The organism is Kosakonia sp. CCTCC M2018092 (genome assembly GCF_003864115.1).
Classification (GTDB): domain Bacteria; phylum Pseudomonadota; class Gammaproteobacteria; order Enterobacterales; family Enterobacteriaceae; genus Kosakonia; species Kosakonia cowanii.
On sequence record NZ_CP034225.1, the window covers coordinates 3,139,908 to 3,155,233 of the forward strand.

Below are 15,326 nucleotides of genomic sequence, written 5' to 3' on the forward strand. Positions count from 1 at the left end.
GGCTTTCTTTTATTCGGGTGAATTATGGAAACAAGACGTGACGAGCGGATCAACCAGCTGCTGGCGGCGCTCAAGCGCAGCGATAAGCTGCATCTGAAAGAGGCAGCCAGCCTGCTTGGCGTTTCTGAAATGACCATTCGTCGCGATCTCAGTGCCAACAGCGCCCCGGTGGTGCTGCTCGGCGGCTATATAGTGCTCGAACCGCGCTCCGCCAGCCACTATCTGTTAAGCGATCAGAAAAACCGCCTCGTCGAGGAGAAACGCCGTGCGGCAAAACTCGCCGCCGCCCTGCTGCAACCGCACCAGATGGCATTTTTTGACTGCGGCACCACCACGCCGTGGATTATTGATGCACTGCCTCAGGATCTGCCCTTCACCGCCGTCTGCTACTCGCTGAACACCTTTCTGGCACTCCAGGAGAAACCGTTATGCCGCGCCATTCTCAGCGGCGGCGAATTTCACGCCAGCAACGCCATTTTTAAGCCGCTGAACTTTAACGAAACCCTGAGCAACCTGCGCCCGGACATCGCCTTCTACTCGGCGGCGGGCGTGCACACGGAACAGGGCGCAACCTGCTTTAACCTTGAAGAGCTGCCGGTAAAACACTGGGCGATGAACAGCGCGCAACGTCACGTGCTGGTGGTCGATCACAGCAAATTTGGCAAAGTGCGCCCGGCCTGCATGGGCGCGTTAAACCGTTTCGATGTGATTGTCAGCGACCGCCGACCCGATGATGGTCTGGTCAGCGCAGCGAAAAAAGAGCAGATCACCCTTCTCTACTGACCGCGCCCGCCGGGCACGGTCACCTGCGGCTATGAGAACCAGCTGCCAAACCACTGGTGGAACTTCAGCAGGACAAAATCCCACATCCGGCCAACGAAGCCCGCTTCATTCACCGCTTCCATCACCACCAGCGGGCGCTGCTCAATGGTTTTATCATTGAGCTGGAAGTTGATGGTGCCCACCACCTGGCCCTTCTTCAGCGGCGCTTCAAGCTCCGGCTGGTTGAGGGTAAAGCTCGCTTTCAGGTTTTTAAACTGCCCTTTGGGAATGGTGATCGATCCCGCCTCGCCTGCGCCAAGCTTCACTTCGCTGCTGTCGCCAAACCAGACGCGCTGGCTGACAAAGGTGGCGTCAGGTTTCACCGGCGTTACCGTTTCAAAAAAGCGGAAACCCCAGGTGAGCAGTTTCTCTGACTCGTTAAAGCGGATGCGGTCGGTTTTCGCCCCCAGCACCACGGAGATCAGGCGCATGTCGCCCTGCGTTGCTGAGGCAACGAGGTTGTAGCCAGCCCCTTCGGTGGTGCCGGTTTTCATGCCGTCCACGTTCATGCTGGTGCTCCACAGCAGCCGGTTGCGGTTGGGCTGGCGGATTTTATTGAAGGTGAACTCTTTCTCTTTATGGATCGCGTACTCGTCCGGCACGTCGTGGATCAGCGCTTTGCCGAGCAGCGCCATATCGCGCGCGGTGCTGAACTGCCCCGGCGCATCAAGCCCGTGCACGGTTTTAAACGTGGTATTGGTCAGCCCGAGCTTTTGCGCATAGCTGTTCATCAGGCTGACGAAGGAGTCCTGGCTACCCGCAACATAATCGGCGATAGCGATGCTGGCATCATTGCCGGACTGAATAATGACCCCTTTATTCAGGTCCTCTACCGATACATGGTCGCCCGGCTTCAGGAACATCAGCGACGAGCCACGCAGCGCCGGGTTGCCCGTCGCCCATGCATCTTTGCCAACGGTGACGGTATCGGTAAGGTGAATTTTTCCCGCTTTCAACGCCTGGCCGACCACATAGCTGGTCATCAGTTTGGTCAGGCTGGCAGGATCGAGTTTTTCATCGGCGTTGCCCTCGGCCAGCACTTTGCCGCTGGCGTAATCCATCAGGATCCACGCACGGGCATCGACCGGCGGCGCAGCAGGCGTTTGTTCTACTGCATATAACGAAGGGGAGAAGAGAAACAACAACGCGGAGCCTGCTGCCAGGCTGCGAAGGGATAGAGAGAACTGCGTCATATAAGCCACCCGAGTATCCTTTCAATAAAACGTCACATCACCGTGCCGTAACAAACGGTGAGTAATAACGCACAAACGAAACGAAAAAAACCGCTACTGGGTAAAGTTTTTAAAGTTTACGCAATAACAGCCTGTTGCGCGCCTGTTGTGCATTATTTTTCTAAGTCGTTGCCAGAACGTTAAGTTTCGCCCACGATAGATTCACTGAAACATACTTTTGCACGGGGGTAAAAATGATCACGCTGTGGGGACGGAATAATTCGACGAATGTCAAAAAAGTGCGCTGGCTGCTGGATGAACTGGAGTTGCCGTATGAGCAAATTCTGGCGGGCCGGGAGTTTGGCATTAATCACGATCCTGAATATCTGGCGATGAACCCTAACGGGCTGGTGCCGCTGTTACGCGACGACGAAACCGGTGCCGTGCTGTGGGAATCGAACACCATTGTTCGCTATCTGGTCGCGCAGTATGGTCAGAGCCGCCTGTGGCTGGAGTCGCCTGCCGAGCGGGCGCAGGGTGACAAGTGGATGGACTGGGCGCTGAGTATGCTGGCTCCCAAACATAGCCCGCTGTTGATGAATCTGGTGCGAACAGCACCAGAAAAGCGCGATCAGGCGGTGATTGCGTCGTCAAAAGAGGCACTCGATGGCGCGTTACAGCTGCTTGATAATGAACTGGCAAATACGCCGTGGCTTTCGGGCGAAGCGTTTGGCTGTGGCGATATCGCCGTCGCACCGTTTATCTATAACCTGTTTAATATTCCTGGCCTGAGCTGGGCCACGCACCCGCATTTGCAGCGCTGGTACGCGCAGCTCTGCGAGCGCCCGGCGTTTCGCCATAACGTGATGATCCCGGTAACGTGATGGCTTGATTGCCGGATGGCGGCTCCGCCTTATCCGGCCTACGCGTGCACCATGCTTTTGTAGGCCGGATAAGCATTAGCGCCATCCGGCAAGACAAACCGCACCTGCCTGTACCGGATAACTGCGCGCCATCCGGCACTCACCCGGCGCGATTACGATGCCGGACTCACCTTCCACAACTCGCCGTTGCTCTCGTCGGTTAAGACGTACAAATACCCATCCGGGCCGACGCGCACATCGCGAATACGGGTATTGCGATTGCGTAGGCCGGATAAGGCGCAGCCGCCATCCGGCAATAACACGCCGCGATTACGATGCCGGACTCACCTTCCACAACTCGCCGTTGCTCTCATCGGTTAAGACGTACAAATACCCATCCGGGCCGACGCGCACGTCGCGAATACGGTGATTGCGATCGCGTAGGCCGGATAAGGCGCAGCCGCCATCCGGCAAAACAAACCGCGATTACGATGCCGGACTCACCTTCCACAACTCGCCGTTGCTCTCATCGGTTAAGACGTACAAATACCCATCCGGGCCAACGCGCACATCGCGGATACGGTGATTGCGATCGCGTAGGCCGGATAAGGCGCAGCCGCCATCCGGCAATAACACGCCGCGATTACGATGCCGGACTCACCTTCCACAACTCGCCGTTGCTCTCATCGGTTAAGACGTACAAATACCCATCCGGCCCGACGCGCACGTCGCGGATACGGTGATTACGATCGCCAAGAATGCGGCCATCTTCGCTCACCTTGTTGCCATCGACGCTCATTACAATGACATTCTTATCCTTCAGCGCGCCAATAAAGAGCTTGTTCTGCCACTGCTTAAAGGCGTCCGCATTATAAAAAGCCATGCCGCTGACCGCCGGGGACTCCTTCCAGTAGAAAATTGGCTGCTCGGTTCCCTCGACAATGCCGCCCTTCGCTTCCGGGATCTTCATCCCGCTGTAGTTGATCCCCCAGGTGGCAATCGGCCAGCCGTAATTTTTACCTTTTTCAGGCACGTTGATCTCATCCCCGCCGCGCGGGCCATGCTCATTCAGCCACAGCGCCTGGCTCCACGGGTTGATCGCCATACCCTGCGGGTTGCGGATGCCGTAAGACCAGATCTCCGGCCGCGCACCCTGTTTGCCTGCAAACGGGTTATCCTCCGGCACCTTACCCTGATCCGTCAGCCGCACCAGCTTGCCCTGCAACTTATCCAGATCCTGCGCCGTCGGGCGCTGATTGTTTTCCCCCAGCGCTATCCACAGATAGCCTTTGCCATCAAACACCATGCGACCGCCAAAATGGTTACCGGTCGAGAGTTTTGGCTGCTGGCGGAAAACGGTCTGGAAGTGCTCCAGCTGTTTACCATCGTCACTCAGGCGACCAAAGCCGACGGCGGTACCCGCTTTGCCATCCTGCCCCGCTTCGGCATAGCTCAGCCATACGCGCCTTGATGAGGCGAAATCGGGTGCCAGCGCCACATCAAGCAATCCCCCCTGACCCTGCGCCCACACTTTTGGCACACCGCTTATCGGATCGGAAAGCCCCTTACCCGCCTGCCAGTGGCGCAACTCGCCGCCGCGCAGGGTGATCAGCATTCCGCCGTCATCGGGTAGAAAGGCCAGCGCCCAGGGGTGATCGAGTTTTGTTTGCAGGACATCGACGTTGACCGCAGCCGGAGCAGCGAGCACAGATGTTGAGAGAAACAGTAATGACAGAGGAAGATGGCGCATACGGCACTCCTTTATTAAGCGGTAAGCCTGGATAAAGGTTAGCCATCGATTTCTCGGCTGGGTTTGCTTTTACAAAAGCTTAAGCATAAAGGGGAGCGGGCTCCCCTTATGGTCAGGGTGTGGAAGCGCTTCAGGCTTCAGGCTTCAGCAAGCGGAGAGTGCTCATTCAGGTATTGAATGCTGTAATCGAGGATATTGAGCGAACGCTCCAGCTTATCGACGTTTACCGAGATAAAGTTGGCGCAATCTCTTCGCCCGCTCATCAGTGAAACGGCGGCGGAAGAGAGCGCCTCTTCGGCACTGTACATGGCGCTGCGCGTATCGCGATCCTGTATCTCTTGCAATCTTTCGCTTTTATCGCGGATCTCCAGCGCCAGGGCAAAAAACATCTCACGCAGACGATCGTTTTCGTTGACCGACATATACCCTTTCGCTTTGCGCATCTGGATATAGGCCGCAAGGTCTGTTCTGGCAGTCATCAACTTCATTAATAAACGACGAGCGAGTTCATCAGCGGTCATACTTTTACCTCCCTTGTCAGCCATTGGGCAGATCAATAGTATGGCCGCTTTTTGACCAAAAGCATGGGTTTGGTCAATAATATTCTCCTTTTGACGATCTTTTACACAGGCCGCGCCAGCTCTGGGCTGGGCTGCCGTTTCGCTTGTTAAAAAAGCGCTTCGCGACGTCAGGAGATAAGGAGAATGAAAGCAGTCTCTTACCCGGTAAAAAACACCGTAAATGTCATTCGTGACTATCAATCGGCCTATCCCGATCCGCTGACTATCCGCGAGGGGGAAAGAGCACAAATTAGCCACTGCGATCTGCAATGGCGCGGCTGGATTTGGGTGACGTTAGATTCGGGAAAAGCGGGCTGGGCACCGCAGCAGCTCTTTACGCCAGTCAGCGCCCATGAAGGGATCTGCCAGCAGGCCTACTGCGCACACGAACTGACCGTGCAAAGCGGCGAGCAACTTACGGTGCATCAGAGCCTTAACGGCTGGTATCTGGCAGAAAAAGCGGACGGCGACCTCGGCTGGGTGCCGCAGGAGCACGTCGCGCTTGTGTAAGGCTGGTGGTTTACCAGCGCGTAGCCTGCATATCGATAACAAAGCGGTATTTCACATCGCCTTTCAGCATGCGGGCGAAAGCGCTTTCGATCGCTTCACCGCCAATCATCTCCACATCTGCCGTAATGCCGTGCTGGCCGCAGAAATTGAGCATCTCCTGCGTCTCGCGGATGCTGCCGATTGACGAGCCGCTGATGCTCAGGCGGCGAAAGACCATCGGCGTGATATTGGGTGAGGCATGGGGCTGATCGGGAATACCTACCAGCACCAGGCGACCGTTGGTTTTCAGCGTCGCCAGGTAGGGGTCGAGATCGTGCGGTGCCGCGACGCAGTCGATAATAAAGTCCAGCGAAGTTTGGCAGGCGGCCATTTGCGCCGCATCGCGCGAAACAACTACGCGTTTTGCACCAAGACGACGGGCATCTTCGCCCTTCTCCGGCGAGGTGGTAAACAGCGTTACCTCGGCGCCCATCGCGCTCGCCAGCTTAACCGCCATATGCCCTAACCCGCCAAGGCCGACAACGCCCACCGCATCACCCGCTTTAACATTGAAGTGGCGCAGCGGTGACCAGACGGTAACGCCTGCGCAGAGCAGCGGCGCAACGCCCGCCAGCGGCAGGTTTTGCGGCACCGAGACAACAAAATCCTGATCGACAATCACGCTCTCGGCGTAACCGCCCCAGGTGCTGTCGCCGGTGTATTTATCAATCCCGTTATAGGTGGCGGTAAAGCCCGCTTCGCAATACTGCTCTTCATGCTGTTTGCAGAAGTGGCATTCGCGGCAGGAGTCGACCATTACCCCGACGCCAACAATATCGCCAACCTGGAAGGCCGACACGCCCGCGCCGGTGGCGCTGACGCGGCCAACAATTTCATGTCCCGGTACCAGCGGATAGCGGCTTACCGCCCACTCGTTGCGCGCCATATGCAGATCCGAGTGGCAGACGCCGCAGTAAAGAATGTCGATTTTCACATCCTGGTTTTGCAGCGGGCGAAGCGTAATGTCGCCGGATGTCAGCGGTTTTGCGGCATCGACCGCGACCAGTGCATTGATTTTCATAAGGCCTCCAGGTTGGGCTGGCGTTAATAACGTGAAGGCGGCAGACTATAGTCCGCAAGGTTCACAATTGATAGTAGTTACCATTTGGTGACCACAGATGAGGGCTTCTTATGCCAGCCTGGGTTGACGGCAAACTCTTTTTCTACGCGGATTCGCCGCCGCGCCGCCTGATGGATCTCTTCTCCGTCAAATGGAGCACGATGGTGCTGCACGCGCTCTACCACTGGCCTGATGAGCGCGCCCGCACCGGCGAGTTGCAGCGCAGCTTGCAGGGGATCTCCAAAAAAATGCTCTTCCAGACGCTAAAAGAGCTGGAGCAGCGCGGCCTGATCGCCCGCCACGTTTATGACGTTGTCCCGCCGAAAGTCGATTACCGCCTCACGCCGCTGGGCAAAACCTTCGCCGGGCCGATTGAGCAGATGTACCAGTGGGGGCTGGAGAACCAGGCCGCGCTGGATGAGATGGAAGCTAATTACCGGGAAGCACAGGGCTAAAGCGCACAGGAGCGTGTAATGGAGATTGTTTTAGTACGTCATGGCGAGCCTGAATTCAGCGCTCAGCAGGGTTCCGCACGGGTAAAAGCCACGGACATGCCCGGCTGGATTGCAGGCTATGATGCGTCCGGCATCATCCCCGAACCCAATTGCCACGCCCTTCTGGCGGATAAACGGAGCGCTTTTGTGATCAGCAGCCCGCTGCCGCGCGCCCGCGCATCGCTACAGGCGATGAACCTCACCCCCGATCTGATTGCCGACGATCTGCGCGAAGCACCCTTGCCGGTATTCAACCTCCCCTTTCTTCGCCTCTCACCGCAGACGTGGCTGGTGCTGTTTCGCCTCTGCTGGCTCAGCGGCGCGCTGGCCGGGCCGGAATCCAAAAAGCAGACGATGCAGCGGGCAGAGAAAATGGCGCTTACGCTGATCGCTCAGGCGCAGCAGCATAAACGCGTGATCGGCATGGGGCACGGCGTAATCAACCGGCTGATTGCGCGTGAACTGGAAAAGGCGGGCTGGGTAAAAAGCGAGCACACCGGAAACGGCTACTGGTCATCGGTAACGTTCACTGCCGCCGGGCGCGATCACCCGGCGGCATAATCAGAGCGGCTATTTCTCCGCTTGTGAAAGCTGGAGTAACGCCGCCTGTAGCGAGGCGGTGAACATCGCCCCGTGCGTCAGGCCGGGGAATAAGCGGTAGGTGGCGGAGACGCCATGCTGATTAAGCTGCGCAAGTGTGCTGCGCACGCGCGGCAGCACGCCAGACTCGCTGTTCTCATCCTGCGCGCGGCGATCCCCATCTCCTTCCATCAGATAAAGGTGCTTACCCGCTGCCTGCTGCGGCGAGACCGCTTCCATCGTTTTCAGCAACTGAAAATCATTGCGCGCCAGCGAAGGCACGGCGGAAAAAGTGGTGGTGAAAAAGGAGGAAGTGAGCCAGCTCTCCAGCACGAAAAGCCCACCGTAGGAGTGCCCCCACAGCCCGCGCTGCGCCGGGTTAATGGCAATCCCCTTTTCGACGGCTGGCGCGATGGTCTCCTCCAGCAACTGGCGAAACGCTGCACTGCCACCGCCCACTCTGCCGCGCAGTTGCTGCATGGCGGTGCCCGGCGGCGTGTAATCATACGCCCGGCTATCGAGATCGAATGGCAGATCGGTTTGATACCCGACCGCCACCAGCACCGGCGGGTTGGCAGCGAAGAGTTTTTGTAAAAACGCCTCGGAAAGCTTATCCATCGCCGCGTTGCCATCCAGCATATAGAGCACCGGAAAACCGCCGGGCGGCGCGCTTTTTTTGGGTACGCCTGTCCAGACTTTGTAGTGGCGTTTGCCATCCCGGGAATCGAACTGCTTTTGCGTGAAGTGATAGTAAGCAGAGCCGCGATCGGCGATGTTCGGCCCGAGCGGCGCCATATCCGGCCTTGCATAACTTGTTTGCCATGCAAGCAGCAGAAACAGCGCCGCCAGGCGCACGGCGTGAAAACGATAAAGCATAAACCCCTTCTCCCTGTACATCAGCCGCGCGGGCTGAAGATAACATCAGGAGGAAGACGTTAATGGGAATCATTATTGATTGCAACAGAGAAGCGGCAGCGGGTGCCGCTGCTCTGCCCCTTTACGACTTAGAGATAGACTCAGCCAGCTCCTGCGCGAGCCGCCACTGCTCCTCAATCGGCGTCACCGTGCGCTTGCGTTCATCCACCGGCAACTGCGGCTCGGTCCAGAGAAAGGGAAAGAAGGCGTAAACCTGCTCGCCGCCGAGGTCACGCATCTCTTCCCGCCAGTTGGCCCAGCGCACCGTCTGGTAGAAGAGCGCCAGATCGCCGCACAGCGCCCACTCGACAAACGCAGAGTAGCCCACTTCCAGCCCTTCCCAGGCCAGCGCATCCGGCGCGAAGTAGTAGACGTTGCCGATATCCTCTCCAAGCCCGCCGCCGTTGAGGGCAAAAAAGCCGCCCGACGCATCATCTGCAATTAGCAAGGCACCGAAAGATCCCGCGTCTGTCGCCGTTTGCGTCCAGCTCATCGGGTCGCGCGCCAGCCGCGCGCTGCCGGAGCCGAGAATACGCAGCCAGCCATCATCAATCAGCAACCCGCCGGTTTCATACACCAGCGCCCCCAGCGGGGAGCGGGTGGTAACCTGTAATTGCAGCAGCGCCTGTTCAGCGTTGCCCTCCTCTTTCGCCAGCACCTCGTAAGGGTTGCTGGCCGCGTTAAGCCACTCCTGCACCACCGCCCAGCCGGGATCGTGCACATCGATAAGTTCAGTTAAGGTCTTCATCCGCTCTCCTGCTGGCGAGGTAAAAGTCTTTGCCATCATACCGGAAAGCGGCCTGGCCATAAGGCTGCGAAGCCGCTTTGCACCCTACCAAAATCTGCCCTGCCGGGGCGCATTTTGAACAGAAGCTCTACGTTTAGTGCAGCAGTGACAGGGCGGAGAAGATGAGTAACAGCGCGCCGCCCACCACATTCACCCCTTTTTTGAGCCGTGCCGGATTGGCTTTTTTCGCCGAGAAGACCAGCACGTTGCTCAGGGCAATCAGCCATGCGCCCATCACCAGCACATGCACCGTTGCCAGCAGCAGATAGTGGCTGACGTCGCCGCGGCTACCGGCAAATTGCGACACTACGGTGAGATAAAAAACGATCGCTTTCGGGTTGAGCACGTTCGCCAGCCACGCCTCTTTCAGCGTCACCGTCGGTCCGTCCGCGCGTAGCGTCATCTCACTCGTCGTTAACCCGCTGCGGATCAACTGTACGCCAAGCCACATCAGATACGCCGCCCCCGCATACTTCAGGACGTTAAACAGCGCGGGAGAGGAGACGAGCATCGCCGTCACGCCAAGGCCAATCAGCAGCGCGTGGGTGTAGATGCCGAGCGCGGTGCCCGCCAGTGTGCGCAGCAACCCGCCCCGCCCGCCGGCCAGCGCGCTGTTCATCGCCAGCGTAAAACTCGCGCCCGGAGAGAGCGCGACGGGTAGAAGCACGGGGATAAACCCCATGATGTTGATTTCCATTACATCCCGTTTCGTTAAGCCAGAGATGACTCCCGCGCGGCGCAGTCGGGGATCTCATCAACGGCGCCGTAAATCGTAAGGCCCCGCTCGAGCCCGATGCGCACATCGTTATCGGCCCCCGCCGAGTCGCCGGGCAGGCGTAAAATGGCATCACAGTGTTGAATCAGGCGGTGGGCGACGGGGTACAAAAAGACCTGGCTAATCTCATCGCCAATCTTCTTCGACCCGGCCGATTCCGCCAGCGGCATCGCCAGCCACTCGCCAATCACCGGCGTATGGCCCTTTTCGAACACCTCTGCGGCAACCCGCGTCATGGCATCGAGATTCTGTTTGATTAACGCATCATCACCGTTGGTGCCGCTGCGTACGGGTCCGGCAATTAAAATAAGCATGGCGTGCATAGTTTCCCCTGTAAACTGCGTAAAATTAGGATCGTCAGGCTGACAACCGGCACGCTAACATGCATAATCGTGCAAGATCAAGATCAATCGTGTAAGGGGAAAACGTGTTATCCAGTCAACGTAAGCAGAAGATACTTGAGATGCTGGCGCGTGATAAGCAGGTCTTGTCCCGCGACTTAAGCCAGCACTTTGCTATCTCTGAAGACTCTATTCGCCGGGATTTAAGGGAGTTAGCGGCAGATGGCCTGCTGCAACGGGTGCACGGCGGCGCGCTGGCGGTGTCGGCGGCGATTGCGCCATTTGAAGTACGCAAAAGCGTGAACATTCATGCAAAACGCGTCATTGCGCAGAAAGCTGTCAATCTTATTCAGCCGGGCAATATCGTCATCATCGACGGCGGCACCACCTCGGAAGAGATGATCACCCTGCTGCCGCCGGATCTGGCCTTTACCGTAGTCACCCACAGCCCGACCATCGCCGCCGGATTGATTAACCTGCCAAATGTGGACGTGATCGTTATCGGCGGGCAGTTATATAAACACTCGATGGTCACCGTGGGCGCATCGATGATTGAGTCCATTCGCCGCATCAATGCTGACCTCTTTTTTATGGGCGTCACCGGCGTGCATGAGCAGGCAGGCTTTACCACCGGCAACTATGAAGAGGCCTGCGTGAAGCGCGCACTTTCGGAGCGCGCGGCGGAAACCGTGGTGCTGGCGTCGCCGGAGAAGATCAACTCCGCCTCGGCCTTTGGCATTGGCGATCTGACGCTCGCCAGCACGCTGCTGGTCGATGAGCCGCTCAATGAGAAGATGAGCGCGCTGTTCAAACAATTGCAAATCAGCGTGCTGTAGCGGAGGCGCTTTCGATGGTTGATGCCGACGGCTTTATCGCCTGTTTACCCGACACCCCGCTGCAACCGGCGTTTCGCCCGGTGGTCGATGAGGTGATCGAGCTGCTCCACGCAAGGCTCGGCGCGCAGGTGCACAGCATTTACATCTACGGCAGCGTGGCGAAAGGTACAGCTGTGGCGGGTGTATCGGATCTCGACGTCTGCCTGATTACCCAATGCGCGCTGAACGCGGCGGAACGCGATAGCCTTCGGGCGATTGCGGAGCATATGCAGACGCAGCATCCGGTTATCAGCAAAGTCGATTTTGATTGCGGCACGCTGGCAGAGGCGCTGGCCGACGAAAACCGGTTCAGCTGGGGTTACTGGCTTAAGCACCACTGCCGCTGCGTGGCGGGCGAGGATCTCGCGAGCCGTTTTTCACCTTTTACCCCCTCGCGCGAGATTGCCGTCGCGGTAAACGGCGATTTTACTCCCGTCCTGCAAGGCTACCTTCAGCAACTGGCCGAGGCGAGCGATGCACGGCTGCTTCAGCGGGCGGCGGCGCGTAAACTGCTGCGCGCAACCAATCTGTTACGTAGCGATGAGGATAACGACTGGCCCGAGACGCTGGAGGAGTATGCCAGCCGGGTTGTGCGACGCTTTCCACAGCAGCAACAGGCCATCGGTTGGCTGCTGCAACAGTGCCATACGCCAGAAGATGATACGGCACACTTCACCGCCCGGCTTAACGCGCTGATGCGCTGGCTGGAGGAGAGTCGCCGCTAGCGGCTCGCTTCATACTCTATTGCTTCGCGGATAATCAGCAGCGCTCCGCGCAGGGTGTCGACAGCGACCGATGCGAGGGCTACGCGCAGCGCCTGCGGCGTCGATTGCGCGGTGCAGAAGGGCTCAGCGGTTGAGAGGGAGATATTGCTATCCATCAACTGCTTGACTACCCGATCGGCGCGCGACTCTTCAGAGAGCGGCAGCCAGGCAAAATAAGAGTCGGGGTGGGTCACGCATGGCAGACCGGCCAGTGTTTCTTGCAGAATTCGCTGGCGCAGCCGGGCATCTTCCCGCTTGCGCTTTTCGAGCTCGGCCACCGTCCCCTCCTCTATCCAGTGACTGACCAGCGAAGTCATGAGCGACGGCGCGTTCCACGTCGTAGCGCGGATGGCTCGTTCCAGCGCAGGCCGCAGCGCAGGCGGGGAGATCACCACTCCGACCCGCAGGCCGGTCGCTACATTTTTTGAAAATCCGCTGACATAAACCGTTCTTTCCGGCGCAAAACAGGCGAGCGGCGGCGGTGCGCGGCGAACCAGCCAGGCGTAGGCGGCATCTTCAATGATTAGCAGATCGTGAGCGCGCGCAATATCGGCCAGCGTTTTGCGCGACGGGCTGTTCATCACCCAGCCCAGCGGGTTATGCATTGTCGGCATGGTATACACCGCGCGAATACGCCGCTGCTGGCAGAGCTGGCGCAATGCGGCCAGATCCGGGCCATCCTGCGCTGCCGGAATGGCCACCAGCTCCAGATGATAAAGCGCGGCCAGCGCCTTAAAACCGGGATAGGTCAGCGCGTCCACCGCCACCACATCGCCTGGTTTCAGCAGCCCCATGACCGTAATGGTCAAGCCGTGCTGCGCGCCATTCACCAGCAGCAGATTTTCAGCCGCCGGGCGAAACGCGCCCTGCGTGAAGTGCGTGGCGAAGACCTCTCGTTCGGTGATGCGCCCGCCATGAGGCTGATAACGCAGATGCGCCTCAATATTGCCCTCCACTGCCGTGCGTTTGAGGGCCTCGCGCAGCAACTCGCCCTGCCCGCTCACCGCCGGGTAATTGAAGTTGAGATCCAGCACGTCGCTGGCGACGGCAAGCTGATCGATGCCGTGACCGGGAGGAAGGGCAATCTCTCTGACAAAGGTGCCGCGGCCGGTTTCACCACTGACCAGCCCCATCGCCTCCAGCTCACGATAGACGCGGGTGGCGGTCGCCAGCGAAATATGCTCCTGCCCGGCGAGGCAGCGGTGCGTCGGTAAACGCGTGCCGGGCGGCAGTTCGCCGGTACGGATCTGCACAGCGAAGCGATCAACCAGCTGTTTGTAGCGCGCTTTCATCAAATGTATCCATGACAATAATTTGATTGTCGTAAGTAGCTCAACCTACCATTCAGCCCATCAATGCTCAAGCTCCCACTAATCAGTGATAACGAGGTCAAGATGGCGAATTCCGCGCTAAACAAACCGGCGCATCCCGCGCTGGCAGGCTGGCTCAACGGCCTGCTGGGGGTAGTGATTTTCAGCGGCTCGTTACCCGCGACGCGCATCGCCGTGCTGGAGATGTCGCCCTTTTTCCTCACCTTTCTGCGCGCCTCGCTCGCCGGGTTGCTGGCGATCGTTCTTGTTTGCGCCTTGCGCGAACCGCGCCCGCAGCGCGCGCAGCTTTTCTCGCTGCTGATCGTCTCCGGCGGCGTGGTGATTGGTTTTCCGCTTCTGACCGCGCTGGCGCTACAGCACGTCACGTCCGCCCACTCGATTGTCTTTCTCGGCCTTCTGCCGCTCTGCACGGCGATTTTTGCGCTGCTGCGCGGCGGCGAGCGGCCAAAGCGCGCCTTCTGGCTCTTCTCACTGCTTGGCAGCCTGCTGGTGGTGGCCTTCGCACTGACGCAGAGCCACGCCGTTTCGCTGACCGGCGATCTGCTGATGCTGGCGGCAGTGATAGTGTGCGGGCTGGGCTATGCCGAAGGAGCAGCCTTAACCCGCACGCTCGGCGGCTGGCAGGTGATCTGCTGGGCGCTGATCCTGTCGCTTCCGGTGATGCTGCCCGCCGCCTGGCTGACGCAACCCGCAACGCTTGTTGATATCAGCGCGCAAGCCTGGGGCGCACTGGGCTACGTCTCGCTCTTCAGCATGCTGATTGGTTTTATCTTCTGGTACAACGGCCTGGCCCGCGGCGGGATTGCCGCCGTCGGCCAGCTACAGCTGTTGCAGCCCTTTTTCGGCCTTGCCCTCTCCGCCCTGCTGCTCAACGAGCGTGTCAGCCCGCTGATGTTACTGGTGACGCTGGGCGTGATCCTCTGCGTGATTAGCTCGAGAAAGTGCGCCCGCTAATTCAGGCAGGTTATGCCGCGCGTCGATGATGGGTATAACGGTAGGGAAAGAGGTGTACACCAGGAGAAGTAAATGATTTCCAAAGAGAATGCCGAGCATTATCACTGGGGCGAGGGGTGCGACGGCTGGTACCTGGTGAAGCGGCCAGAGATGATGATCATCCATGAGAAAATGCCCGCCGGAACGCAGGAGCAGCGCCATTATCACTCCGTCTCGCGGCAATTTTTCTTTGTGCTCAGCGGCGTGCTGACGATGGAGCTGGAAGGCGAAAAGCAGCACATTGCCGCCCAGCAAGGGATTGAGATCCCGCCATTAGCGAAACATCAGGCGCGCAATGATTCCGATGCGGCGGTTGAGTTTATCGTCTTCTCTCACCCGACGCCGCGCGGTGATCGCACCGATGTCGCGGAGCAGTAAAATGAACCAAAGCGCGGAAGCGATACGTATTCTTACGGCAAATATCCACGTGCCGTATGGCATTTTCAGCATTATTGATTGCAGCGGTTACTTTCCGCCGCTGGCCTTTCTGAACGACTTCTTGTTACGGGGCAACGATCCCTGCGACCAGGATTGCCGCATGGGCACCTGGCGCCCCTTTGCGCTGACTCCTGAGGAGTATGCCACCGTTAAAAAGTGGTGGCTGGAGACCAATGAAAACGCGGTGGTTACACATCTTGGCTGTGCATGCTGGGATGAGTGGGTGCAGGAGATTCTTGATCCTGACTAAAGCCATAC

Annotated in this window: 19 protein-coding genes and 3 pseudogenes; 10 read left to right on the forward strand and 12 right to left on the reverse strand. The window is 58.5% G+C overall.

Annotated elements, in window-relative coordinates:
• Positions 1–24 precede the first annotated feature (24 nt).
• Positions 25–783 (forward strand): DNA-binding transcriptional repressor DeoR, encoded by a 759-nt coding sequence (gene deoR, locus EH164_RS14950; protein WP_124968939.1) that lies wholly within the window; start codon positions 25–27, stop codon positions 781–783.
• Positions 784–812: 29 nt separating this feature from the next.
• On the opposite strand, the gene dacC is transcribed toward deoR, so the two are convergent.
• Positions 813–2,015, reverse strand: coding sequence for a serine-type D-Ala-D-Ala carboxypeptidase (gene dacC / locus EH164_RS14955; RefSeq protein WP_124971486.1), 1,203 nt, complete (start codon positions 2,013–2,015; stop codon positions 813–815).
• A 233-nt stretch (positions 2,016–2,248) separates the two neighbouring features.
• Here dacC and EH164_RS14960 point away from each other — a divergent pair, with 233 nt between their 5' ends.
• Positions 2,249–2,878, forward strand: coding sequence for a glutathione S-transferase family protein (locus EH164_RS14960; RefSeq protein ID WP_124968941.1), 630 nt, complete (start codon positions 2,249–2,251; stop codon positions 2,876–2,878).
• A gap of 152 nt (positions 2,879–3,030) precedes the next feature.
• Here EH164_RS14960 and EH164_RS14965 read toward each other — a convergent pair.
• From EH164_RS14965 to EH164_RS14985, 5 genes and pseudogenes are all read right to left on the reverse strand, one after another.
• Positions 3,031–3,144 (reverse strand): annotated as a pseudogene (locus tag EH164_RS14965) (PQQ-dependent sugar dehydrogenase); the annotation flags it as partial.
• 43 nt (positions 3,145–3,187) lie between these two features.
• Positions 3,188–3,301 (reverse strand): annotated as a pseudogene (locus EH164_RS14970) (PQQ-dependent sugar dehydrogenase); the annotation flags it as partial.
• 42 nt (positions 3,302–3,343) lie between these two features.
• Positions 3,344–3,451: pseudogene (locus tag EH164_RS14975) on the reverse strand (PQQ-dependent sugar dehydrogenase); the annotation flags it as partial.
• 49 nt (positions 3,452–3,500) lie between these two features.
• Entirely contained in the window at positions 3,501–4,607 is a 1,107-nt protein-coding gene (locus tag EH164_RS14980; RefSeq protein WP_124968943.1) for a PQQ-dependent sugar dehydrogenase, read from the reverse strand.
• Between the two features lie 137 nt (positions 4,608–4,744).
• Complete coding sequence (locus EH164_RS14985) at positions 4,745–5,128, reverse strand: biofilm formation regulator BssR (RefSeq protein ID WP_023481846.1); 384 nt, start codon at positions 5,126–5,128, stop codon at positions 4,745–4,747.
• Between the two features lie 183 nt (positions 5,129–5,311).
• Between EH164_RS14985 and EH164_RS14990 the strand changes: the two genes are divergently transcribed.
• Positions 5,312–5,677 carry an SH3 domain-containing protein gene (locus EH164_RS14990; protein WP_124968945.1) on the forward strand — a complete coding sequence of 122 codons (366 nt, stop codon included), beginning with the start codon at positions 5,312–5,314 and terminating at the stop codon, positions 5,675–5,677.
• Between the two features lie 10 nt (positions 5,678–5,687).
• Here the strand turns inward: EH164_RS14990 and EH164_RS14995 are convergent, their stop codons facing one another.
• Positions 5,688–6,737, reverse strand: a complete 1,050-nt coding sequence (locus EH164_RS14995) for an NAD(P)-dependent alcohol dehydrogenase (RefSeq protein ID WP_124968947.1) — start codon at positions 6,735–6,737, stop codon at positions 5,688–5,690.
• 110 nt (positions 6,738–6,847) lie between these two features.
• Between EH164_RS14995 and EH164_RS15000 the strand changes: the two genes are divergently transcribed.
• Positions 6,848–7,231 carry a helix-turn-helix domain-containing protein gene (locus EH164_RS15000; RefSeq protein WP_124968949.1) on the forward strand — a complete coding sequence of 128 codons (384 nt, stop codon included), beginning with the start codon at positions 6,848–6,850 and terminating at the stop codon, positions 7,229–7,231.
• Between the two features lie 18 nt (positions 7,232–7,249).
• Positions 7,250–7,831, forward strand: a complete 582-nt coding sequence (locus EH164_RS15005; RefSeq protein WP_124968951.1) for a histidine phosphatase family protein — start codon at positions 7,250–7,252, stop codon at positions 7,829–7,831.
• A gap of 9 nt (positions 7,832–7,840) precedes the next feature.
• Here the strand turns inward: EH164_RS15005 and EH164_RS15010 are convergent, their stop codons facing one another.
• From EH164_RS15010 to EH164_RS15025, 4 genes are all read right to left on the reverse strand, one after another.
• Positions 7,841–8,725 (reverse strand): alpha/beta hydrolase, encoded by an 885-nt coding sequence (locus tag EH164_RS15010; protein WP_124968953.1) that lies wholly within the window; start codon positions 8,723–8,725, stop codon positions 7,841–7,843.
• 121 nt (positions 8,726–8,846) lie between these two features.
• Complete coding sequence (locus EH164_RS15015; RefSeq protein WP_124968955.1) at positions 8,847–9,512, reverse strand: DUF2625 domain-containing protein; 666 nt, start codon at positions 9,510–9,512, stop codon at positions 8,847–8,849.
• Positions 9,513–9,645: 133 nt separating this feature from the next.
• On the reverse strand, positions 9,646–10,248 hold the full coding sequence (locus EH164_RS15020) for a LysE family translocator (RefSeq protein WP_034813901.1): 603 nt from the start codon (positions 10,246–10,248) through the stop codon (positions 9,646–9,648).
• Between the two features lie 14 nt (positions 10,249–10,262).
• Positions 10,263–10,649, reverse strand: a complete 387-nt coding sequence (locus tag EH164_RS15025) for an NUDIX hydrolase (protein WP_124968957.1) — start codon at positions 10,647–10,649, stop codon at positions 10,263–10,265.
• A gap of 104 nt (positions 10,650–10,753) precedes the next feature.
• Between EH164_RS15025 and EH164_RS15030 the strand changes: the two genes are divergently transcribed.
• Together EH164_RS15030 and EH164_RS15035 are read left to right on the forward strand one after the other, a co-directional pair.
• Positions 10,754–11,503 (forward strand): DeoR/GlpR family DNA-binding transcription regulator, encoded by a 750-nt coding sequence (locus tag EH164_RS15030; protein WP_124968959.1) that lies wholly within the window; start codon positions 10,754–10,756, stop codon positions 11,501–11,503.
• Between the two features lie 14 nt (positions 11,504–11,517).
• Positions 11,518–12,267, forward strand: a complete 750-nt coding sequence (locus tag EH164_RS15035) for a nucleotidyltransferase domain-containing protein (protein ID WP_124968964.1) — start codon at positions 11,518–11,520, stop codon at positions 12,265–12,267.
• On the opposite strand, the gene EH164_RS15040 is transcribed toward EH164_RS15035, so the two are convergent.
• The gene (locus EH164_RS15040; protein WP_124968966.1) at positions 12,264–13,598 is read right to left on the reverse strand and encodes a PLP-dependent aminotransferase family protein; all 1,335 of its coding nucleotides are present in this window, start codon (positions 13,596–13,598) and stop codon (positions 12,264–12,266) included. The genes EH164_RS15035 and EH164_RS15040 overlap by 4 nt on opposite strands.
• Positions 13,599–13,700: 102 nt before the next feature.
• On the opposite strand from EH164_RS15040, the gene EH164_RS15045 reads away from it, so the two are divergent.
• From EH164_RS15045 to EH164_RS15055, 3 genes are all read left to right on the forward strand, one after another.
• Complete coding sequence (locus EH164_RS15045; RefSeq protein ID WP_124968968.1) at positions 13,701–14,591, forward strand: DMT family transporter; 891 nt, start codon at positions 13,701–13,703, stop codon at positions 14,589–14,591.
• A gap of 72 nt (positions 14,592–14,663) precedes the next feature.
• The gene (locus EH164_RS15050; protein WP_124968970.1) at positions 14,664–15,008 is read left to right on the forward strand and encodes a cupin domain-containing protein; all 345 of its coding nucleotides are present in this window, start codon (positions 14,664–14,666) and stop codon (positions 15,006–15,008) included.
• A 1-nt stretch (position 15,009) separates the two neighbouring features.
• A complete protein-coding gene (locus tag EH164_RS15055; RefSeq protein WP_124968972.1) occupies positions 15,010–15,318 on the forward strand; it encodes a hypothetical protein in 309 nt (102 codons plus the stop codon).
• Positions 15,319–15,326 lie beyond the last annotated feature (8 nt).

Excerpts from the sequence above, each read along its gene's own strand:
- deoR (WP_124968939.1), top strand. The coding sequence starts at position 25 with ATGGAAACAAGACGTGACGAGCGGATCAACCAGCTGCTGGCGGCGCTC.
- dacC (WP_124971486.1), bottom strand. The coding sequence starts at position 2,015 with ATGACGCAGTTCTCTCTATCCCTTCGCAGCCTGGCAGCAGGCTCCGCG.
- EH164_RS14960 (WP_124968941.1), top strand. The coding sequence starts at position 2,249 with ATGATCACGCTGTGGGGACGGAATAATTCGACGAATGTCAAAAAAGTG.
- EH164_RS14980 (WP_124968943.1), bottom strand. The coding sequence starts at position 4,607 with ATGCGCCATCTTCCTCTGTCATTACTGTTTCTCTCAACATCTGTGCTC.
- EH164_RS14985 (WP_023481846.1), bottom strand. The coding sequence starts at position 5,128 with ATGACCGCTGATGAACTCGCTCGTCGTTTATTAATGAAGTTGATGACT.
- EH164_RS14990 (WP_124968945.1), top strand. The coding sequence starts at position 5,312 with ATGAAAGCAGTCTCTTACCCGGTAAAAAACACCGTAAATGTCATTCGT.
- EH164_RS14995 (WP_124968947.1), bottom strand. The coding sequence starts at position 6,737 with ATGAAAATCAATGCACTGGTCGCGGTCGATGCCGCAAAACCGCTGACA.
- EH164_RS15000 (WP_124968949.1), top strand. The coding sequence starts at position 6,848 with ATGCCAGCCTGGGTTGACGGCAAACTCTTTTTCTACGCGGATTCGCCG.
- EH164_RS15005 (WP_124968951.1), top strand. The coding sequence starts at position 7,250 with ATGGAGATTGTTTTAGTACGTCATGGCGAGCCTGAATTCAGCGCTCAG.
- EH164_RS15010 (WP_124968953.1), bottom strand. The coding sequence starts at position 8,725 with ATGCTTTATCGTTTTCACGCCGTGCGCCTGGCGGCGCTGTTTCTGCTG.
- EH164_RS15015 (WP_124968955.1), bottom strand. The coding sequence starts at position 9,512 with ATGAAGACCTTAACTGAACTTATCGATGTGCACGATCCCGGCTGGGCG.
- EH164_RS15020 (WP_034813901.1), bottom strand. The coding sequence starts at position 10,248 with ATGGAAATCAACATCATGGGGTTTATCCCCGTGCTTCTACCCGTCGCG.
- EH164_RS15025 (WP_124968957.1), bottom strand. The coding sequence starts at position 10,649 with ATGCACGCCATGCTTATTTTAATTGCCGGACCCGTACGCAGCGGCACC.
- EH164_RS15035 (WP_124968964.1), top strand. The coding sequence starts at position 11,518 with ATGGTTGATGCCGACGGCTTTATCGCCTGTTTACCCGACACCCCGCTG.
- EH164_RS15040 (WP_124968966.1), bottom strand. The coding sequence starts at position 13,598 with ATGAAAGCGCGCTACAAACAGCTGGTTGATCGCTTCGCTGTGCAGATC.
- EH164_RS15045 (WP_124968968.1), top strand. The coding sequence starts at position 13,701 with ATGGCGAATTCCGCGCTAAACAAACCGGCGCATCCCGCGCTGGCAGGC.
- EH164_RS15050 (WP_124968970.1), top strand. The coding sequence starts at position 14,664 with ATGATTTCCAAAGAGAATGCCGAGCATTATCACTGGGGCGAGGGGTGC.
- EH164_RS15055 (WP_124968972.1), top strand. The coding sequence starts at position 15,010 with ATGAACCAAAGCGCGGAAGCGATACGTATTCTTACGGCAAATATCCAC.